The sequence below is a fragment of the Tenacibaculum ascidiaceicola genome (genome assembly GCF_047470925.1).
GTDB lineage: Bacteria > Bacteroidota > Bacteroidia > Flavobacteriales > Flavobacteriaceae > Polaribacter > Polaribacter discolor.
This window is the reverse complement of record NZ_JAZKJP010000012.1, coordinates 317537-334459: the sequence shown is the minus strand read 5'-3', so window position 1 is coordinate 334459 and position 16923 is coordinate 317537. Positions and strand designations below refer to the sequence as shown.

Sequence of the window (16923 nt, the reverse complement as noted above, 5' to 3'; positions counted from 1 at the left end):
AAATCTTACAGTCGCGTGTTAGGTATTTAAAAGAGTGTTTCCTACTCAAATTAAGCAGATTTCTCCCTACGGTCGAAATGACGGGAAACCATACAACCTTAACGTCTTTCTTATGTTGTACAAGGATTTTTTTTGTAGAAAAAAGTTTGTACAACCTGTGTACAAGAAAATATTTTTCAAAATTTTATTTGTACATCAAACGGAGCTCACTTGATGTACAAGAAAAAAAATAACTTTAAAAAGTTTGTACAAAAAAAGGCTTTATTCCTTACATAGTAATCGCTCCAACTCGTGCTAACTGACTTACAAAATCAAATACATCCATCAATTCCCAAGTAGGAGTGAGGTGGTTTTGTAGTTCATCAAAGCTTATGGTTTTTCCTGTGTTTAGCTTTTCTATAATTGTGCTTAGTTGTGAGTTATTGCTAACAACAACTTCATTTCCTCTTGCCATGATGCAGGTTTTCTCTGTGTTTTCTGTATGTATCAACAACGGAAAAATTGTCTTTCCTGTAATTTGAAATGGCGGGTTGGGTACTCCTTCGTTGTTTTGAAGTATTGATGGGTTTAATACTCCTGCGTTACTTTTTAATTTAGTTATGTATTTTGTAAGCGTGCTTTTGTATTTATTTTCCCACGTTTTTGAGTTTAATAAGCTATTCCAATCCAATTCTTCGGTTGTGATATCTACGGGTGGTAAGTACCCTACTTTTGGATTTTTTATTAACTCACTAGACGCTATTTGTGTAGCAATTGTTTTTTCTAAATAGTCTCTAGACGGATTGATATAATCCATTACCACACTTAACGAAAATTCATCAGTTTTTGCAATATGATATACATGATGCGGAATAAACATGGCCGATTTTGCTTTTAACGGATATTTTGTGGAGCTTGGTAGCATTGTATCTACCTCGTGGAACACTTTCGTATTGTGTTCTATTTGGTTGTATTCTTCAATATCCCAAGTATAAAAATCTTTATGATTGGGGCCTAAATGAAACAAAAATCCTTCTTCTCCTTTGGCTTCTTTATGAATTCCGAAAGGGGTAAACCCATAGTTTCCCATAAAAAACAAAAAAGAAAGTCCGCCCAACGGCATGCCTGCTTTTTGAAGTAACGGAGCTACTATCTGACACATTCTCTCGGTAAACTCATTACTAAACGTTTCTAAACTATTGAAAACAACTCCGAATTTTTGATCTCCGAATAGCTTCATACACCACTGTTCAATAGTTTCATTTTCTTCGGGTCTATTAGCAGCCATTACTTCTGCTATTCCATTTTGAAGCTCGTGGTTTATGTATACTTTGATCCCTTTGTGTAATTCTCCTTTGTCTAAAAACCTATTTATGATGTTTTTTAATTCTTGTTTTAAAAAGGTTACATCGTCATCAGAAAGTATGTTGTCTATTGATGTTGGTTTGGTGAGTTCTTGTGAGTTTTGGTAGAGTTTTTTCCAAGTTTCAGAATTCTTCTCGTTGTTCATAGGCTGGTTTTAAAGCTTCTGCTCATAAAAATAAGGTATTTTAAAAATCCTTTTTATGCTTTTATTCCCTTATTTTAATCGGTTATACCACCTCAACGTTATTTCGAAGGAGTAAGTGATTAAAACAATCTGTTTGTTGAGATCATATAAAAGAAAATTGCTATCTAATTTACAAACATTTACCTGATTCAAAATCTTCTTTAGTAATTGGTTCTCCGTTAATTGTATCAGTATCCCAGTCTTGTGAAATTAACCATACACCATTCTTTTTATTAAGTACCACGTGGAACCTACCGTATACAATACGTGGTTCTTTGTCTTTTTCAGTATATATAACTCGATAATAACCTACTTCGTAACCAGTACTTTCTTTATAAGTTCTTTGATTGAAACAAAAATCTATTTGTCTTTTCTTAGTCGTTGGTTTTTGATAAGATGTTTGCACTGATGTTTTGTATTCTTCACCTATACGAATTCCATACTTATTAACTCTTAAAACATCATTAGTATGCAAACTATTAAATGTATTCCAATCTCTAGCTTCAAAAGATTTTTTAAATGGTTGCCATATTTGTTCGTTGACTTCTTTTTCTATTACTTCTTTATTTTGTGAAAAACTAAACGTAATTGAAATTAGAAAAATTAAAATAGTGTATGCCGTTTTCATTTTGATAAGATTAAAAATTCATTTGTTAACAAGTTAGTAATTTTAAAAACGAAAAACTAAATTAAGATTTATTGATTCTTTTTGTATGTTCTATAAGTATTCTCTATTAAGTTTTCTTTTTTCTGTATTTTTTTATTAAAACCTGTTTAATAGCTATTTTAAAGAATAAAAAAACACTAGTATAAACATTCGTATTAACTAAAAATAAAAACTCTTTAAAACACCTAAAAAATAGCTATTATTTATTAATAGTTTTTATATGTTTTTAAATTACAATAAAAAAAAATAATACTTTGTTTTTGGTTAGAATTGTTAACTTTCGGCGGTATTTATGTGACTTTATTTAAACTTTGCTTCTAAATAAATACCACTTACTTTCAATCATAAAAAAACAAAAAAATTATGTCAATATCAGATTTATATTCAACCGGAAAACATAAACAAGAAATAGGGCACTTTGCTAGTGTAGTAAAAATTGCTGAGACTGATGGAATTATTTCAGAAGGAGAACAGTTATTATTAGACAGAGCCGCAAAGAAGTTGAATATTAGTGAAGAAGAATATAAACTAATTTTAAAAAGTCCTGAAAAATACCCAATAAACGCCCCTGTAAGTTATGATGAGCGTATTGAACGCTTATATCGTTTAACAAGAATGATTTTTGCTGATGAAAATGTAGCTAAAGAGGAAGTTGGTATACTTCGTAAAATTGCAGTAGCTTTGCATTTCTCTGCTGAGAATGCTGAGAAAGTTTGTGATGAAGCCGTTCATTTAGTTTTAAATGATAACAACTTAGATGATTTTACCGCAGCTATTAAAAAGGTGAATGCCAATTAATTTAATTATACTAAAAACTTATTAAACCAGTTATTACTCTAAACACTTATCTCCCGATGAAACATAAAATTTTATTCATAGCAATCTTTACCTGTTTAACAACATCCGTTTTTTCTCAAAACTTAAACGACTCTTGGCAAATAGGTGTAGGTTTCGGAATAACGAAATTTAGTGAAAGTGATGCCGCTTTTATTGGTGATCAATACTTATTTCAAGTACCTACTTTAAGTTTAACCATGCCTATTGGTGATCGTTTTTCTTTAGACGGTGCTATGTCTTTTAATACTATTGATGATGTTGGTTTTATTAAAAACTCGGCAAAGTATTTTTCTATGGATGCTTCATTTCGTTATAACTTGAATGCTATGTTTAACAAGTTTGCTCCGTATGTTTTTATAGGAGGAAGTGTAGTTGACTCTGAACGTAAAATGACACCTACTCTTAATGTTGGTGCTGGTGGAATTTACTGGGTTAGCGATAATATTGGTATTAATCCACAATTATATTATAAACACTCTTTTGAAGGTTACGAAAGTATGCGTTCACATATTCAAGGAACTTTAGGTGTTGTATTTAAATTAAACTGGAATAATGGCGGTGGTAATAATGGTCGTAATGCTGCAAAACATTTAGGAGGTTGTATGTTTTAAACCTTCTTAAAATATAATAAAAAAGCCGCTTAAAAAGCGGCTTTTTTATTTTTATGATAGTTCGTTTATCGCGTTTTCTATTCTTGTAATGGTAGTTTCTTTACCTATCATTGTCATAATGTCAAACAAATCTGGTCCTGCCAATTTACCAACTAAACTTAAACGAAGTGGCTGCATTACTTTACCAAATCCTATTTCTTTTGAGGTAATCCATCCCTTAATTTCAGTTTGAGCATTTTCAATTGAAAAATCTTCTATTTTTGAAATTACTTCTACTAATTCTTGCATTAACTCACTTGTAGTGTCTTTCCATTGCTTTTTAACCGCTTTTGCATCATATTCTGAAGGGTTTTGATAGAAAAAGCTAGATAACTCCCAAAAATCAGCTACAAACGTTGCTCGCTCTTTTATTAACGAAACTACTTTCTCTGTACGATCTTTATCTGTAGTTATACCTTTTTCTTCAAGAATGGGCAAGAATAACGCTGTAAGTTCTTCGTTAGATTTTTGCTGTAAATACTGCTGATTAAACCATTTGGTTTTATCTGGACTAAACTTAGCTCCTGATTTACTTACGCGCGCTAAATCGAACGCTTCTGTTAATTCTTTTAAACTAAAAATTTCTTGTTCTGTTCCAGGATTCCACCCTAAGAATGCTAACATATTTATAAATGCATCAGCAAAATAACCATCTTCTTTGTATCCACGTGAAACATCTCCTGTTTGCTCATTGGTATATTCTAATGGAAATACTGGGAAACCTAATTTATCACCATCACGCTTACTTAATTTTCCTTTTCCTACTGGTTTTAAAATTAATGGTAAGTGTGCAAATTTTGGTGCTTTCCAATCAAACGCACGATATAATAACTCATGTAGTGGGAGAGAAGGTAACCATTCTTCACCACGAATTACATGCGAAATTTCCATTAAATGGTCATCTACAATATTTGCTAAGTGATAAGTTGGCATACCATCAGATTTAAACAATACTTTATCATCTAAAGTGTTTGTTTCAACTTTAATCGTACCACGAATTTCATCTTGTAAAATCAACGTTTCATCTTGTGGTGTTTTAAAACGAATCACAAATTTTTCTCCTGCACTAATCTTAGCCGTAACTTCATCAGCAGAAAGAGCTAACGAATTATTTAACTTTTGACGATTATGCCAATTATAGATAAACGTTTTTCCTTGCTCTTCGTGATTTTTTCGATGTGCATCTAACTCTTCAGCTGTATCAAAGGCATAATATGCCCAACCGCTTTCAATTAACTGATCGGCATATTTTTTATACAAATCTTTACGTTCTGACTGACGGTAAGGTCCGAATTTTTCATTTTTACCTGGGCCTTCATCGAATGGAATATTACACCACTCTAACGAATCGATGATATATTGTTCTGCATTGGCTACATAACGTGTTTGATCCGTATCTTCTATACGTAAAACAAAGGTTCCGTTATGTTTTTTAGCAAATAAATAATTGAATAAAGCAGTTCTTACACCACCTATGTGTAAAGGTCCTGTTGGACTCGGAGCAAAGCGTACTCTTACGTTCTCAGTCATTTTTTTATTGATTTGAAAGCGCAAAGATAGTTTTATGTTAATAGAAAAGAAAAAGGAGGAAAGAGAAAAAAGAAAAAAAGCGAGTTAAACTCGCTTTTTAGAATATTATTTATACTGGCAATAGCCATTATAACAAAAAGAATCCCAAGGTGGACAGTCCTTGTCAGAGAAACATCTAATGTTTCTAAATCCTCCATTAATGTTTTTTTGTTCTTTTTTGTTTAGGGTAGTACCTAAACTTGAAATGTTTTTTAACATCTTTAAAGTTTTTAAAATTAGTACTAGCAATTTAATTGAACTTTAAACACTTTTTATTGATTTTACCTTATAAAAAGTAAGGTAAAACCTTACTTTTTAGATTCTTCTTTTAGAATAGTTAATATTATTTATATTGACAGTATCCATGGAAGCAATACATGTCACTTCTTGGACAGTCTTGGTCGTATCTACATCTAGTAAGTCCAAAACCTCCGTTAATATTTTTTTGTTCCGTCTTTTTTAGGGTAGTACCTAAATTTGAAATGTTTTTTAACATCTTTTAAAGTTTTTAAATTAGTGCTAGCAATTTAATTGAACTTTAAAAACTCTTTATTTATTTTGCCTTAAAAAAAGTATGGGTTATCCATACTTTTTTAAAACTTATGATACAATCCAAAACTCAATGCCGGAGCTTTGGCTACATTTCTTCCCGCAAAAGCACCTCCAAATCCAACATTTACACCAAAAGATTTATTAAACTCTCCAATAAACTTGAGTCCAAATGCAGCATAGCTTTGATTATTTACATATAACCCTGTAGCTACGTTTTCTTGAGGTAACACAACATCACCATTTTTTAAAGAAGCAACGCCATCTAAAAAGCCTGCTACCCATAACCAATTTAAAGCTTTATAACCTATTTCTCCTCCCAGTTTATAGTTAGAACTATAATCATTTGTTCTAATATCAAAGCCTGTAAAAGCTTGTATATACCATGAGTCAAAACCTCTACCTGTTAAAAATAACGGTGTAAATGTCCATGCATCGTAACCACTTCGTAATCCTGAATTTTCTTTATAGGTACTTGTATTTGCTTCTATAGAAAGTTGTCCTGAAAGCAACCATTTATTATTATAAAAGTTGTGTTTTATTCCTAATTGGATATTTCCTAACAAAGTTTCTGAAGCTTCATCAATAGTAAGAGAAGGAAAAATTACTGATATGTCTTCTGTAAAATCACCTGTTTTCACCATTTTTAAAGGAATGTTAGCAAATAATGTTGTTTTATCTGTTACACCATATTCTCCATATAATTGTAATGTATTATCGGTAATTTCTCGTTGAGGCTTATAATCTGGATTCCCATAAATTTTATCATAGCTTCCAATAGTAGTGAATGATGCTTGAATATATCCTTCATTCTTGTTTTTTGTCCACGGACTTTGAGAAAAAACATTAAGTGTAATAAAAAATAATGCTGGTATGACTAGTTGTTTCATGCTGAAAATATTTTTTTAGTTAGTTTACAAAAGCTTTTATTCCTTACAAAAAGACTTATTATTAAGATGATATTTTTTATTACACTTCACAAAAAAAGCAGCATTTAAATAAATACTGCTTTCATACATTTTCTGGATCTTAACTTATACAACACAAACCATCTTGTATAATTCCTGAACAACTCATACCATAAGGTGTATCAAAAGCGCATGGATTTCCTTCACCACGACCTACATAACCACTTCCTCCTGGGTAACTTTCATAACAGCCTGTTATATCACATTCGTTATTTCCTGAGAAGAAACCTCCATTAATTTTTTTTTGATCTACCTTATTAAGCAGAGCACCTAAGTTTGAAATGTTTTTTAACATCTTTAAAGTTTTTAAAATTAGTACTAGCAATTTAATTGAACTTTAAATATTCTTCGTTTTTTTTACCTTATAAAAGGTATGGTAAATCCTTATTTTTTCTTCAGATAACGTATTTAAAGTAGTTTATTAATGAAATATGAGTGTTTAAATAAATCTTTAACTAAGATTTCCTCATAAAACATGTATTTTTATACTTAGATATGGGAGATTTTAATAAAATACAACAGAAACTAGAGCAGTTTAGTAAGAAATTTTACACTAATGAATTGATAAAAGGAAGCATTTTATTTGTTTCGTTAGGATTGATTTATTTGCTATTTACACTCTTTATTGAATATTTTTTATGGTTAAAACCAACTGCTAGAACTATTTTATTTTGGTTATTTATTGCAGTAGAAGCATTCTTATTTTTCCGTTTTATTTGTTTTCCTATTTTCAAAATAGTCGGGCTACAAAAAGGAATTTCTTTTGAAGAGGCTTCTAAAATTATCGGAAATCATTTTCCTGAAGTAAAAGACAAACTATTAAACGTTTTACAATTACAGCAAAACAATCAGCAATCTGATTTATTAGCTGCAAGCATTGAGCAAAAATCAAAAGAATTACAGCCTGTTTCTTTTAATAAGGCCATTGACTTTAGTAGAAACAAAAAGTATGTAAAATATGCTTTAATTCCTTTCTTAATTTGGGGAATTTCTATGCTTACAGGAACTTCTAGTAAACTTTCACAAAGTTTTAATCGTGTAGTAAATCATTCAGTAGCATATAACCCTCCAGCTCCTTTTTATTTTAATTTAACAGCAAAAGATTTACGTGTTATTAAAGGAAAAGATATAACCGTTTACTTACAAACAGGGGGGGAGGTAATACCTCAGGAAACCAAAATTCATTTTAATAATCAACAATACTTTATGGAAAGTGAAGGAAATGGTTTGTTTTCATATACGTTTTCTGAAGTTCAAAACCCTATTACTTTTTATGCTAGTGCTAACGGGATTGAATCTAATGAGTATAGTATAACAATTATTAAAACTCCATCTATTCAAAATATAGCATTAAACTTAACTTACCCTTCATACATAGGTAAAGCTTCTGAAACGATTAACAACACCGGAAACTTAAATGTTCCACAAGGAACAATTATAAAATGGGACATAAAAACTTCTGAAACCGATACAGTTACCTTCATAGAAAAAGAGAAAAGAACAAATTTTAATCAAAAAGAAAACAACGAATTTGAGTTTACAAAACGTGTTTTAAATAATACAAACTATCAAATAACTACATCTAACAAAAATCTAACAGATTACGAACAGCTACAGTTTTCTATTAATGTAACTAAAGATGAATATCCAACTATCAATGTAAATTCAAATATTGATAGTATTTCAAGAGGAAATGCTCAGTTTGTAGGTCAAATTGCTGATGATTATGGTTTTAAGAGGTTAGAATTGGTTTATTACGATAAAAATAACAATCAAAATACTAATAATCAATTAATTAACATAAATAAAGAGAATATTCAAACCTTTTATTTTGAGTTTCCAGAAAATTTAGATTTAAAAGAAGGAATAGACTATGAAATGTACTTTCAAGTATACGATAATGATATTGTAAATGGTAGTAAAAAAGCCATGAGTAGAAAGTTTAGCTATCGACAAAAAACAGAAGAAGAAATAGAGGAAGAACTACTACAAGAGCAAAAAAATTACATTGAAAACATTACTAATTCATTAGATCAACAACAAAAAAGTAAGAAAGATTTAGAAAAGATTCAGTTTGATTTACAGAACAAAAAGAATATTAACTGGAATGATCAAAAGAAAATTCAAAATTTAATAAAGCGTCAGGAGCAATACAAACAAATGATGCAGCGTCAAACACAAAAATTACAAGAGAATTTTTCTGAAAAGAAAGAAGAAAATGAAACCTTAGAACAGAAAAAAGAAGACCTTAAAAAGCGTATTGAAGAGCTAAAAAAATTAGAGAAACAACAAAAATTACTAGACGAATTAAATAAGCTTGCAGATAAACTTAAGAAAGAAGATTTAATTAAAAAAACAAAAGAACTAGCGGAACAAAATAAACAACAGGAGCGTAGTTTAGAACGTATTTTAGAAATGACTAAGCGTTTTTATGTTGAACAAAAAATGAATCAGTTAGCAAACAAGCTTGATGATTTATCTAAAAAACAAGAAGAATTAAGTAACAAAGAAACTAATAAGGAAGAACAACAACAGATTAATGAGGAGTTTCAAAAAGCGAAAAAAGAATTAGACGACTTAGAAAAAGATAATAAGAAGTTGAAACAGCCTATGGAAATGCCTTCTATGGAAGATTTAGAAAAACAGGCTCAAGAAGAATTAAATAAAACTGAAGAAAACTTAGAAAAAAATAAGGCTTCTGAAACTAAAAAAAGTCAGAAAAAGGCTGCTGAAAAAATGCAGCAAATGAGTCAGAAAATGCAACAATCAATGCAATCTATGAGTGCAGAAATGGAAGAGGAAAACATGGAAGGTTTACGTCAAATTTTAGAAAACCTTATTACATTCTCTTTCGACCAAGAAGCATTAATGAATGAGTTTTCTTCCTCAAATTCATCACATCCTAACTTTGGTAAAAACCTTCAGAAACAACATCAACTTAAAACTTATTTTGAGCACATTGATGATAGTTTATTTGTACTTTCTATGCGTGTTCCTAGCATCTCATCAAAAATTCAAGATCACTTAGCACAAGCTCATTATAACTTAGATCAGTCTTTAGAAAACTTTGCAGATAATTATTTCCAGACTGGTATATCAAATCAACAATATGTTATGACCTCTGCTAATACATTGGCAGATATGTTAAGTAATACTTTAGATGCTATGCAGAACCCTAAACCTGGTAATGGAAAAGGGAAGGGAAAAGGAAAATCATTTAGCTTACCAGACATCATTCAAAAGCAAAACGAATTGATGGAAAAGATGAAACAAGGTATGCAAAAGAAAAATCAAGGGAATCCTAAAGATGGAAAAGACGGTAAAAATAAAGGTGAAAAAGAAGGACAAAACGGTGAACAAAGTGATGATTTAGATGGTGAGTTATATCAAATTTATAAAGAACAATCTCAACTAAGAGAACAATTAGAAAATGCTATTAAAGAAGGTAATGGAGGTAATGGTAATGCTAAAAAAGCATTAAAGGAAATGGAACAATTAGAAAATGAAATTTTAGAAAAAGGGTTTACTCAAGAAAGCATTAATAGAATGCAGCAATTAAACTATGAATTACTTAAATTAGATAAAGCAACTTTTGAACAAAATAAAGATAAACAGCGTAAATCAAATACCAATTTACAGGAGTTTAATAACAATACTACTAAAGAATTGAAGTTTAAAAAGTTGTTTTATAACCAAACGGAGATATTAAACAGACAATCACTACCTTTGCGCCAAAATTACAAAAAGAAGGTTCAAGACTACTTTAGCCTTCCAAAGGATAAAAAATAACGTATTAAAAAGCCTCTAGATTATATAAATACTATTGCTTTTTAATTAAGTTTTTAAGACATTAATAATAGTATTTGATATAAAGAAATGATTGTATTTAATTACGAAACCGAGTTTCAATTAAACAATGAAGAAAACACTTCTAAATGGATACAGGAATGTATTGAAAAGGAAGATTTTGAATTAGGAGAAATCAACTATATTTTTTGTGACGACGCTTATTTACATAAAATAAATATTGAGTTTTTACAACACGATACCTTTACTGATATTATCAGTTTTGATTATACGTTAGGTAAGTTAGTTGGTGGTGATATTTTTATTTCTGTAGAAAGGGTAAAGGAAAACGCTAAAGAGTTTAATACTTCTTTTGAAAACGAATTACACCGAGTGATAATTCATGGTGTTTTACATTATATGAAATACAAAGATAAGACTGATGAAGAGAAGCAAATTATGCGCTCTAAAGAAAATGAATGTTTAGAAATTTTAGATAAAATATAAAAAGAGTTCCACGTGGAACTGACTATAAAAAATGAGTTTATTTAATACAACATACGATGTAATTGTAGTAGGAGGTGGACATGCTGGTAGCGAAGCAGCTGCAGCAAGTGCAAACATGGGAGCACACACTTTGTTAATTACAATGAACTTACAAAACATTGCTCAAATGAGTTGTAATCCTGCTATGGGTGGAATTGCAAAAGGACAAATAGTACGAGAAATTGATGCATTAGGAGGTTATAGCGCTATCGTAACTGATAAGACAGCCATACAATTTAAAATGCTAAATAAATCAAAAGGACCTGCTATGTGGAGTCCAAGAGCACAATCAGATAGAATGCAATTTGCAGAGTGCTGGAGAACGATGTTAGAACAAACAGAAAACTTAGATTTTTATCAAGATTCTGTTAATGGATTATTATTTGATGGTGATAAAATTACTGGAGTTAAAACTGCTTTAGGTTTAGAAATAAAAGCTAAAACTGTAATTGTTACTGCTGGTACTTTTTTAAATGGATTAATTCATATTGGTGAAAAAACATTTGGTGGTGGTAGAGCAGGTGAAGGAGCTTCAACTGGTATAACAGAAGATTTAGTTGATAAAGGTTTTGAAGCTGGTAGAATGAAAACAGGAACTCCACCTCGTGTAGATGGACGCTCTTTAGATTACTCTAAAATGACTGAGCAACCCGGTGATGATTCTCCAGAAAAATTCTCTTATTTACCAATAACAAAAACATTAACAAAACAACGTTCTTGTTATCTTACTTACACTAATCCAGAAGTACACAATTTACTTCGTGAAGGTTTTGAACGTTCACCAATGTTTAACGGTAGAATTAAATCTACAGGACCTCGTTATTGTCCGTCTGTAGAAGATAAGATTAATCGTTTTGCAGAAAAGGAACGTCATCAAATATTTGTAGAACCAGAAGGATGGAACACAGTTGAGATTTATGTAAACGGTTTCTCAACATCACTTCCAGAAGATATTCAAGATAAAGCAATACGTGCTATACCTGGATTTGAAAACGTAAAGTTTTTCAGATATGGTTACGCTATAGAATATGATTATTTTCCGCCAACACAGTTAAAACATAACTTAGAAACTAAGTTAATTAATAACTTATTTTTTGCTGGTCAAATTAACGGTACAACAGGTTATGAAGAAGCAGCTGCTCAAGGTTTAATGGCTGGTGTAAATGCAGCTTTAAAAACCCAAAATAAAGAACCATTTATCTTAAAAAGAAGTGAGGCTTATATTGGAGTTTTAATTGATGATTTAATTACTAAAGGGACAGAAGAACCATATAGAATGTTTACTTCACGTGCTGAGTATAGAACATTATTAAGACAAGATAATGCCGATTTACGCTTAACAGAAAAAGCTTATAAATTAGGGTTGGCTTCTCAAGAAAGAATGGATAGGGTAGAAGAGAAGAAAAATAAAACTCAAAACTTAATCGACTTCATTACTAAATTAAGTATTACGAAGGAAGATGTTAATCCGATTTTAGAAAGTAAAAATTTAGCAACAATTAATCAATCTATGAAATTGTATAAAATTGCTGCTAGACCTCAATTAACTTTTTCTGATTTTAGATCAATTCATAAGCTTGAAAACTATATTCAAGAAAATGGAATTGATAATGAAATTATAGAACAAGTTGAAATCCATTTAAAATACTCTGGTTATATCGAAAAGGAAAAGAATAATGCAGACAAATTAAATAGATTAGAAAACGTACCTATTCCTTCTACATTTGATTATAGTAAAGTAAAATCTCTATCATATGAAGCAAGAGAAAAATTATCTAAAATACAACCTACTTCAATTTCACAAGCGAGTAGAATAAGTGGCGTTTCACCAAGTGATATTTCCGTCTTGCTTGTTTACATGGGTAGATAAATTCTAATTTAGATTTACAAAAAATAAAATGTTCCATGTGGAACGTTTTATTTTTTTATGTATAATTGTTTAACCAAAAACCAATGTTCCACAAGGAACACTCAACACAATTTATTAATTTGATTACAGAGAAAGAGTTCTACAAGAACTTAAAACCTTTTTTAAACTGTATTGATTATACAGTATCAAAAGAGAGTTATGAGGTTATGATAAATGAAGATTACAATATGTTAGTAACTTCTCCTGTACCTAATAACTTAGAGAAGTACTATGTTAGTGAAAATTACATTTCGCATACAGATAGTAAAACTTCTCTTTTTGATAAAACATATCAATTTGTAAAAAATTATACTTTAAAGAAAAAACTAAAATTAATTAATTCTTTTAATACAGAAGACAAATTAATTTTAGATATTGGTGCTGGTACAGGTGATTTTTTAAAAGTGTGTCAAAATGGTGGTTGGAAAATTACTGGTGTTGAACCATCTGAAAAAGCAAGAGTTTTTGCTAAGGATAAAAACATACATCTTTTAGAAAATCTTTCAAAAATAGAAAACAAACAATTTGATGTTATTACACTTTGGCATGTCCTAGAACATATTCCTAATTTAACGGAATATATCAAGCAATTAAAATTACTTTTAAAACCAAACGGTGTTTTAATTATTGCTGTTCCAAATTATAAAAGTTTTGATGCAAAACACTACAAAGAGTTTTGGGCAGCTTATGATGTTCCAAGACATTTATGGCACTTTTCAAAAACATCAATTTCAAAAATATTTTCTTTGTTTGAAATGAAAGTTGAAAAAACACTTCCAATGAAATTTGATTCATTCTATGTTTCTTTATTATCAGAAAAATATAAGGCAAAAAAATCAAGACCAATTCAAGCTTTTTTAACAGGATTAAAGTCAAATATAAAAGCAAGTCGTTCTGGTGAATATTCTTCTTTAATTTACATCATAAAAAAGGTGTAAAACTCAATTTAAAGCTATTTTAACTAGTTTTTTATATTACAATATACAAATACCTTACTAAAATTAAAAAACCTCTTAAAAATCACATTTTAAGAGGTTTTTTAATAAAGTAAACTTATTTAATAATAATACTTAAATAACTTTTATCTATTAAGTAAATAAACAGCTAAAATTGAAATTATAAAGTAAACTGCCAATGTCATAGCCCCAGCATAATCTTTTGCTAATCGTTGTCCAATTAATAAAAAGATTAATGTTACTGCTGATAATTCTGCTCCAATTAAAGCTATATTATGATTACCTGTTGTTGATAAATGAAAAATTCCAACAAACATTAATGCACCAGCTAATAATTCCATAGCTAAAATTACAGCCAATAAAAGAGGTACTGAGTTTTTTAAAGGAGAATCTTTAAAATGTCCTTTAATAAAAGATAAATTTCCTTTCCAATCGGTTACTTTATCAATTCCAGATTGTAAAAAAGTAACGATTAAAAAAAGTAGAATTAAAATTTCTGTTATGCTTTGTTGTATAAGTTCCATATAATTGATTTTTTACAAATATAATTTTAAAAAAAGAATTGTAACAATTCAAATAAAATTCGTCTTATAAATATCTACTGTTAATAAGTAGTATCTTTATCAAAAAAAATTACTAACATTTTAAAAATTAAAAACTATGTCAATTTACATGTATCCGGTAATTGTTATCGGTATTCTAGTATTCTTATCATTATTCTTTATTGTTAAGCAACAAACTGCTGCAATTGTAGAACGTTTTGGTCGCTTTCAAAGCATTCGTCATTCTGGTTTACAATTAAAAATTCCTATTGTTGATAGAATAGCAGGTAAACTAAGCTTAAAAATTCAACAGTTAGATGTAATTGTGGAAACAAAAACCTTGGATGATGTATTTGTGAAATTAAAAGTTTCTGTGCAATACAAAGTAATTCGTGAAAAAGTATATGACGCATTTTATAAGTTAGATTATCCTCATGATCAAATTACATCTTACGTATTTGATGTAGTACGTGCTGAAGTACCTAAAATGAAGTTAGATGATGTGTTTGTTAAAAAGGATGATATTGCAATCGCTGTAAAAGCTGAATTGAATGATGCAATGGCAGACTATGGTTATGATATTATAAAAACTTTAGTAACTGATATTGATCCAGACGCACAAGTAAAAGCAGCAATGAATCGTATTAATGCTTCTGAGCGTGAAAAGATAGCAGCACAATTTGAAGGAGATGCTCAACGTATTTTAATTGTTGAAAAGGCTAAAGCTGAAGCTGAAAGTAAGCGTTTACAAGGGCAAGGTATTGCTGATCAACGTAGAGAAATTGCTCGTGGTTTAGAAGAATCTGTAGAAGTATTGAATAAAGTAGGAATTAACAGTCAAGAAGCTTCTGCTTTAATTGTTGTTACACAACACTACGATACATTACAGTCTATTGGTGAAGAAACTAATAGTAACTTAATTTTATTACCTAATTCACCTCAAGCTGGTAGTAATATGTTGAATGATATGGTAGCGAGCTTTACAGCTAGTAATCAAATTGGTGAAGCTATGAAGAAAGCACAGGAAAATAAAGACAAAGAATAATTATGATATTATCTACTACACCATCGTTAGAAAATAAACCTGCAAAAGAATATTTAGGTATTGTTAGTGGTGAAACAATTATTGGTGCAAATATTTTTAAAGACTTTTTTGCCGGTATTAGAGACATTGTAGGGGGTAGGTCTGGTTCTTATGAAAAAGTACTAAGAGAAGCTAAAGAAATAGCTATGAAAGAGATGTCAGATAGAGCAAAAATGTTAGGAGCTGATGCAGTTGTTGGAATTGACTTAGATTATGAAACCGTAGGAGCAAAAGGAGGTATGCTAATGGTTACTGCTTCTGGTACAGCTATAAAACTTTAATTAAATAAAAAACCGAAACATTAAATGTTTCGGTTTTCTTTTTATAATAAATATCTTATTTCTTATCTTCTACTTTATCTGTTTTCTCTTCATCTTCATCTTTAGTAGCATCCTTAAATTCTTTGATACCTGTTCCCAAACCTCTCATTAATTCAGGGATTTTTCTACCTCCAAATAATAATAATACTAATGCAACGACAATAGCTATTTGCCATGGTCCGATCATTCCTAAAAATATAGTAAGTAAATTCATTTTTATTAAATTTTGCGCAACAAAGATACGAAATTAACTTCGGTGTTCAATTACTCCACCAATTACTTTTTTGTCTCTAAATACTTCTGGTTTTCCTTTGTAAAAAATTGAACCTCCAAATGATACTTTAGCATCTAATGTTTCTCCTGATTGTACTTCTACTTTAGATCCAGATCCAGCTTTTACAGTGGTCATTTCTTCTACTGATAACTTGTATCCATGATACATTCCACCTAAATCAGCATTTACATTTTGATTCTTAGTTGCACCAGAAAGCCTAATAACTGCTCCTGAAGAGCTTTTTACGTTCAAGTGTTTAACATTAACTACAAGGTTAATAAAAGCTCCTTCTTGAGCTCTAATTTCAATTTTTTGTTGTTTAATGTCTTTACCTGTAATTGTTGCTCCTTCATTGGCATCAATAATTGATAAAGTTTTATTGTAATATAATGTTGCTTTAACTTTACCATCTGCCGTAGTTTCTGGGAATCGCAATAATATTTTTAGAGTGGTTCCATCCAACTTAATTTTAACTTTATCTGTTTTTTCTCCAGTAACTACAATTTTAGAAACATCAGATTTTACGAGTTTTAAATCTATACCGTTATACACTTTTACAATTGAAAAGTCTCCTAAATTTTTAGTTATGGTTGTTTGAGCTGATGCTAAAACGGTCATCAAAAACAAACTTAATATTGCTAACTTCTTCATAATAAATTCCATTAGTTAATTGAGTATAACCAATAATTATACCAATACTATAAAGGCAAATGTCAATTTTTATTGTTTAAACTACAA

The 16923-nt window shown here is 29.8% G+C and carries 18 protein-coding genes; 8 read left to right on the top strand and 10 right to left on the bottom strand.

The window, feature by feature from the left end; genetic code table 11:
* Nucleotides 1-268: 268 nt before the first annotated feature.
* Together VBY68_RS13645 and VBY68_RS13640 are read right to left on the bottom strand one after the other, a co-directional pair.
* Complete coding sequence (locus VBY68_RS13645; protein ID WP_415270034.1) at nucleotides 269-1489, bottom strand: RNA methylase; 1221 nt, start codon at nucleotides 1487-1489, stop codon at nucleotides 269-271.
* A 169-nt stretch (nucleotides 1490-1658) separates the two neighbouring features.
* Entirely contained in the window at nucleotides 1659-2156 is a 498-nt protein-coding gene (locus VBY68_RS13640; RefSeq protein ID WP_415270033.1) for a nuclear transport factor 2 family protein, read from the bottom strand.
* A 402-nt stretch (nucleotides 2157-2558) separates the two neighbouring features.
* Here VBY68_RS13640 and VBY68_RS13635 point away from each other — a divergent pair, with 402 nt between their 5' ends.
* Together VBY68_RS13635 and VBY68_RS13630 are read left to right on the top strand one after the other, a co-directional pair.
* Nucleotides 2559-2993: a tellurite resistance TerB family protein gene (locus tag VBY68_RS13635; RefSeq protein ID WP_121146462.1), complete on the top strand. Its 435-nt coding sequence runs from the start codon at nucleotides 2559-2561 to the stop codon at nucleotides 2991-2993.
* 56 nt (nucleotides 2994-3049) lie between these two features.
* Nucleotides 3050-3643, top strand: a complete 594-nt coding sequence (locus tag VBY68_RS13630; RefSeq protein ID WP_099214918.1) for a transporter family protein — start codon at nucleotides 3050-3052, stop codon at nucleotides 3641-3643.
* A gap of 51 nt (nucleotides 3644-3694) precedes the next feature.
* On the opposite strand, the gene gltX is transcribed toward VBY68_RS13630, so the two are convergent.
* The 5 genes from gltX to VBY68_RS13605 form a co-directional block, all read right to left on the bottom strand.
* Nucleotides 3695-5212 carry a glutamate--tRNA ligase gene (gene gltX, locus VBY68_RS13625; protein ID WP_273694962.1) on the bottom strand — a complete coding sequence of 506 codons (1518 nt, stop codon included), beginning with the start codon at nucleotides 5210-5212 and terminating at the stop codon, nucleotides 3695-3697.
* A gap of 105 nt (nucleotides 5213-5317) precedes the next feature.
* Nucleotides 5318-5470, bottom strand: coding sequence for a hypothetical protein (locus tag VBY68_RS13620; protein ID WP_167444722.1), 153 nt, complete (start codon nucleotides 5468-5470; stop codon nucleotides 5318-5320).
* Between the two features lie 124 nt (nucleotides 5471-5594).
* Complete coding sequence (locus tag VBY68_RS13615; protein WP_167444723.1) at nucleotides 5595-5747, bottom strand: hypothetical protein; 153 nt, start codon at nucleotides 5745-5747, stop codon at nucleotides 5595-5597.
* 97 nt (nucleotides 5748-5844) lie between these two features.
* Nucleotides 5845-6690 carry a hypothetical protein gene (locus tag VBY68_RS13610; protein ID WP_415270032.1) on the bottom strand — a complete coding sequence of 282 codons (846 nt, stop codon included), beginning with the start codon at nucleotides 6688-6690 and terminating at the stop codon, nucleotides 5845-5847.
* A gap of 139 nt (nucleotides 6691-6829) precedes the next feature.
* Nucleotides 6830-7063: a hypothetical protein gene (locus VBY68_RS13605; RefSeq protein WP_415270031.1), complete on the bottom strand. Its 234-nt coding sequence runs from the start codon at nucleotides 7061-7063 to the stop codon at nucleotides 6830-6832.
* Nucleotides 7064-7263: 200 nt separating this feature from the next.
* On the opposite strand from VBY68_RS13605, the gene VBY68_RS13600 reads away from it, so the two are divergent.
* The 4 genes from VBY68_RS13600 to VBY68_RS13585 all read left to right on the top strand — a co-directional run bounded on the left by VBY68_RS13600 (nucleotide 7264) and on the right by VBY68_RS13585 (nucleotide 13947).
* Nucleotides 7264-10557 carry a DUF4175 family protein gene (locus VBY68_RS13600; RefSeq protein ID WP_415270030.1) on the top strand — a complete coding sequence of 1098 codons (3294 nt, stop codon included), beginning with the start codon at nucleotides 7264-7266 and terminating at the stop codon, nucleotides 10555-10557.
* An 87-nt stretch (nucleotides 10558-10644) separates the two neighbouring features.
* Nucleotides 10645-11061, top strand: a complete 417-nt coding sequence (gene ybeY / locus VBY68_RS13595) for an rRNA maturation RNase YbeY (RefSeq protein WP_415270029.1) — start codon at nucleotides 10645-10647, stop codon at nucleotides 11059-11061.
* A gap of 31 nt (nucleotides 11062-11092) precedes the next feature.
* Entirely contained in the window at nucleotides 11093-12970 is a 1878-nt protein-coding gene (gene mnmG / locus VBY68_RS13590) for a tRNA uridine-5-carboxymethylaminomethyl(34) synthesis enzyme MnmG (RefSeq protein ID WP_415270028.1), read from the top strand.
* 83 nt (nucleotides 12971-13053) lie between these two features.
* A complete protein-coding gene (locus tag VBY68_RS13585; RefSeq protein WP_415270027.1) occupies nucleotides 13054-13947 on the top strand; it encodes a class I SAM-dependent methyltransferase in 894 nt (297 codons plus the stop codon).
* A gap of 143 nt (nucleotides 13948-14090) precedes the next feature.
* Here VBY68_RS13585 and VBY68_RS13580 read toward each other — a convergent pair whose 3' ends face one another.
* Nucleotides 14091-14489, bottom strand: coding sequence for a DoxX family protein (locus VBY68_RS13580; protein ID WP_099214928.1), 399 nt, complete (start codon nucleotides 14487-14489; stop codon nucleotides 14091-14093).
* 136 nt (nucleotides 14490-14625) lie between these two features.
* Here VBY68_RS13580 and VBY68_RS13575 point away from each other — a divergent pair, with 136 nt between their 5' ends.
* Together VBY68_RS13575 and VBY68_RS13570 are read left to right on the top strand one after the other, a co-directional pair.
* Nucleotides 14626-15552 (top strand): SPFH domain-containing protein, encoded by a 927-nt coding sequence (locus VBY68_RS13575; RefSeq protein ID WP_099214929.1) that lies wholly within the window; start codon nucleotides 14626-14628, stop codon nucleotides 15550-15552.
* Between the two features lie 2 nt (nucleotides 15553-15554).
* The gene (locus tag VBY68_RS13570; protein ID WP_121146470.1) at nucleotides 15555-15872 is read left to right on the top strand and encodes a heavy metal-binding domain-containing protein; all 318 of its coding nucleotides are present in this window, start codon (nucleotides 15555-15557) and stop codon (nucleotides 15870-15872) included.
* A gap of 55 nt (nucleotides 15873-15927) precedes the next feature.
* On the opposite strand, the gene VBY68_RS13565 is transcribed toward VBY68_RS13570, so the two are convergent.
* Together VBY68_RS13565 and VBY68_RS13560 are read right to left on the bottom strand one after the other, a co-directional pair.
* Nucleotides 15928-16125 carry a Sec-independent protein translocase subunit TatA/TatB gene (locus tag VBY68_RS13565; RefSeq protein WP_124587882.1) on the bottom strand — a complete coding sequence of 66 codons (198 nt, stop codon included), beginning with the start codon at nucleotides 16123-16125 and terminating at the stop codon, nucleotides 15928-15930.
* Nucleotides 16126-16158: 33 nt separating this feature from the next.
* Nucleotides 16159-16836, bottom strand: coding sequence for a head GIN domain-containing protein (locus VBY68_RS13560; RefSeq protein WP_099214932.1), 678 nt, complete (start codon nucleotides 16834-16836; stop codon nucleotides 16159-16161).
* Nucleotides 16837-16923: the final 87 nt, after the last annotated feature.

Bases quoted from the DNA above. Each gene is read 5' to 3' on its own strand.
- VBY68_RS13580 (WP_099214928.1), bottom strand. From the start codon at position 14,489: ATGGAACTTATACAACAAAGCATAACAGAAATTTTAATTCTACTTTTT.
- VBY68_RS13610 (WP_415270032.1), bottom strand. From the start codon at position 6,690: ATGAAACAACTAGTCATACCAGCATTATTTTTTATTACACTTAATGTT.
- VBY68_RS13615 (WP_167444723.1), bottom strand. From the start codon at position 5,747: ATGTTAAAAAACATTTCAAATTTAGGTACTACCCTAAAAAAGACGGAA.
- mnmG (WP_415270028.1), top strand. From the start codon at position 11,093: ATGAGTTTATTTAATACAACATACGATGTAATTGTAGTAGGAGGTGGA.
- VBY68_RS13575 (WP_099214929.1), top strand. From the start codon at position 14,626: ATGTCAATTTACATGTATCCGGTAATTGTTATCGGTATTCTAGTATTC.
- VBY68_RS13640 (WP_415270033.1), bottom strand. From the start codon at position 2,156: ATGAAAACGGCATACACTATTTTAATTTTTCTAATTTCAATTACGTTT.
- VBY68_RS13570 (WP_121146470.1), top strand. From the start codon at position 15,555: ATGATATTATCTACTACACCATCGTTAGAAAATAAACCTGCAAAAGAA.
- ybeY (WP_415270029.1), top strand. From the start codon at position 10,645: ATGATTGTATTTAATTACGAAACCGAGTTTCAATTAAACAATGAAGAA.
- VBY68_RS13605 (WP_415270031.1), bottom strand. From the start codon at position 7,063: ATGTTAAAAAACATTTCAAACTTAGGTGCTCTGCTTAATAAGGTAGAT.
- VBY68_RS13560 (WP_099214932.1), bottom strand. From the start codon at position 16,836: ATGAAGAAGTTAGCAATATTAAGTTTGTTTTTGATGACCGTTTTAGCA.
- gltX (WP_273694962.1), bottom strand. From the start codon at position 5,212: ATGACTGAGAACGTAAGAGTACGCTTTGCTCCGAGTCCAACAGGACCT.
- VBY68_RS13635 (WP_121146462.1), top strand. From the start codon at position 2,559: ATGTCAATATCAGATTTATATTCAACCGGAAAACATAAACAAGAAATA.
- VBY68_RS13630 (WP_099214918.1), top strand. From the start codon at position 3,050: ATGAAACATAAAATTTTATTCATAGCAATCTTTACCTGTTTAACAACA.
- VBY68_RS13600 (WP_415270030.1), top strand. From the start codon at position 7,264: ATGGGAGATTTTAATAAAATACAACAGAAACTAGAGCAGTTTAGTAAG.
- VBY68_RS13585 (WP_415270027.1), top strand. From the start codon at position 13,054: ATGTTCCACAAGGAACACTCAACACAATTTATTAATTTGATTACAGAG.
- VBY68_RS13645 (WP_415270034.1), bottom strand. From the start codon at position 1,489: ATGAACAACGAGAAGAATTCTGAAACTTGGAAAAAACTCTACCAAAAC.
- VBY68_RS13620 (WP_167444722.1), bottom strand. From the start codon at position 5,470: ATGTTAAAAAACATTTCAAGTTTAGGTACTACCCTAAACAAAAAAGAA.
- VBY68_RS13565 (WP_124587882.1), bottom strand. From the start codon at position 16,125: ATGAATTTACTTACTATATTTTTAGGAATGATCGGACCATGGCAAATA.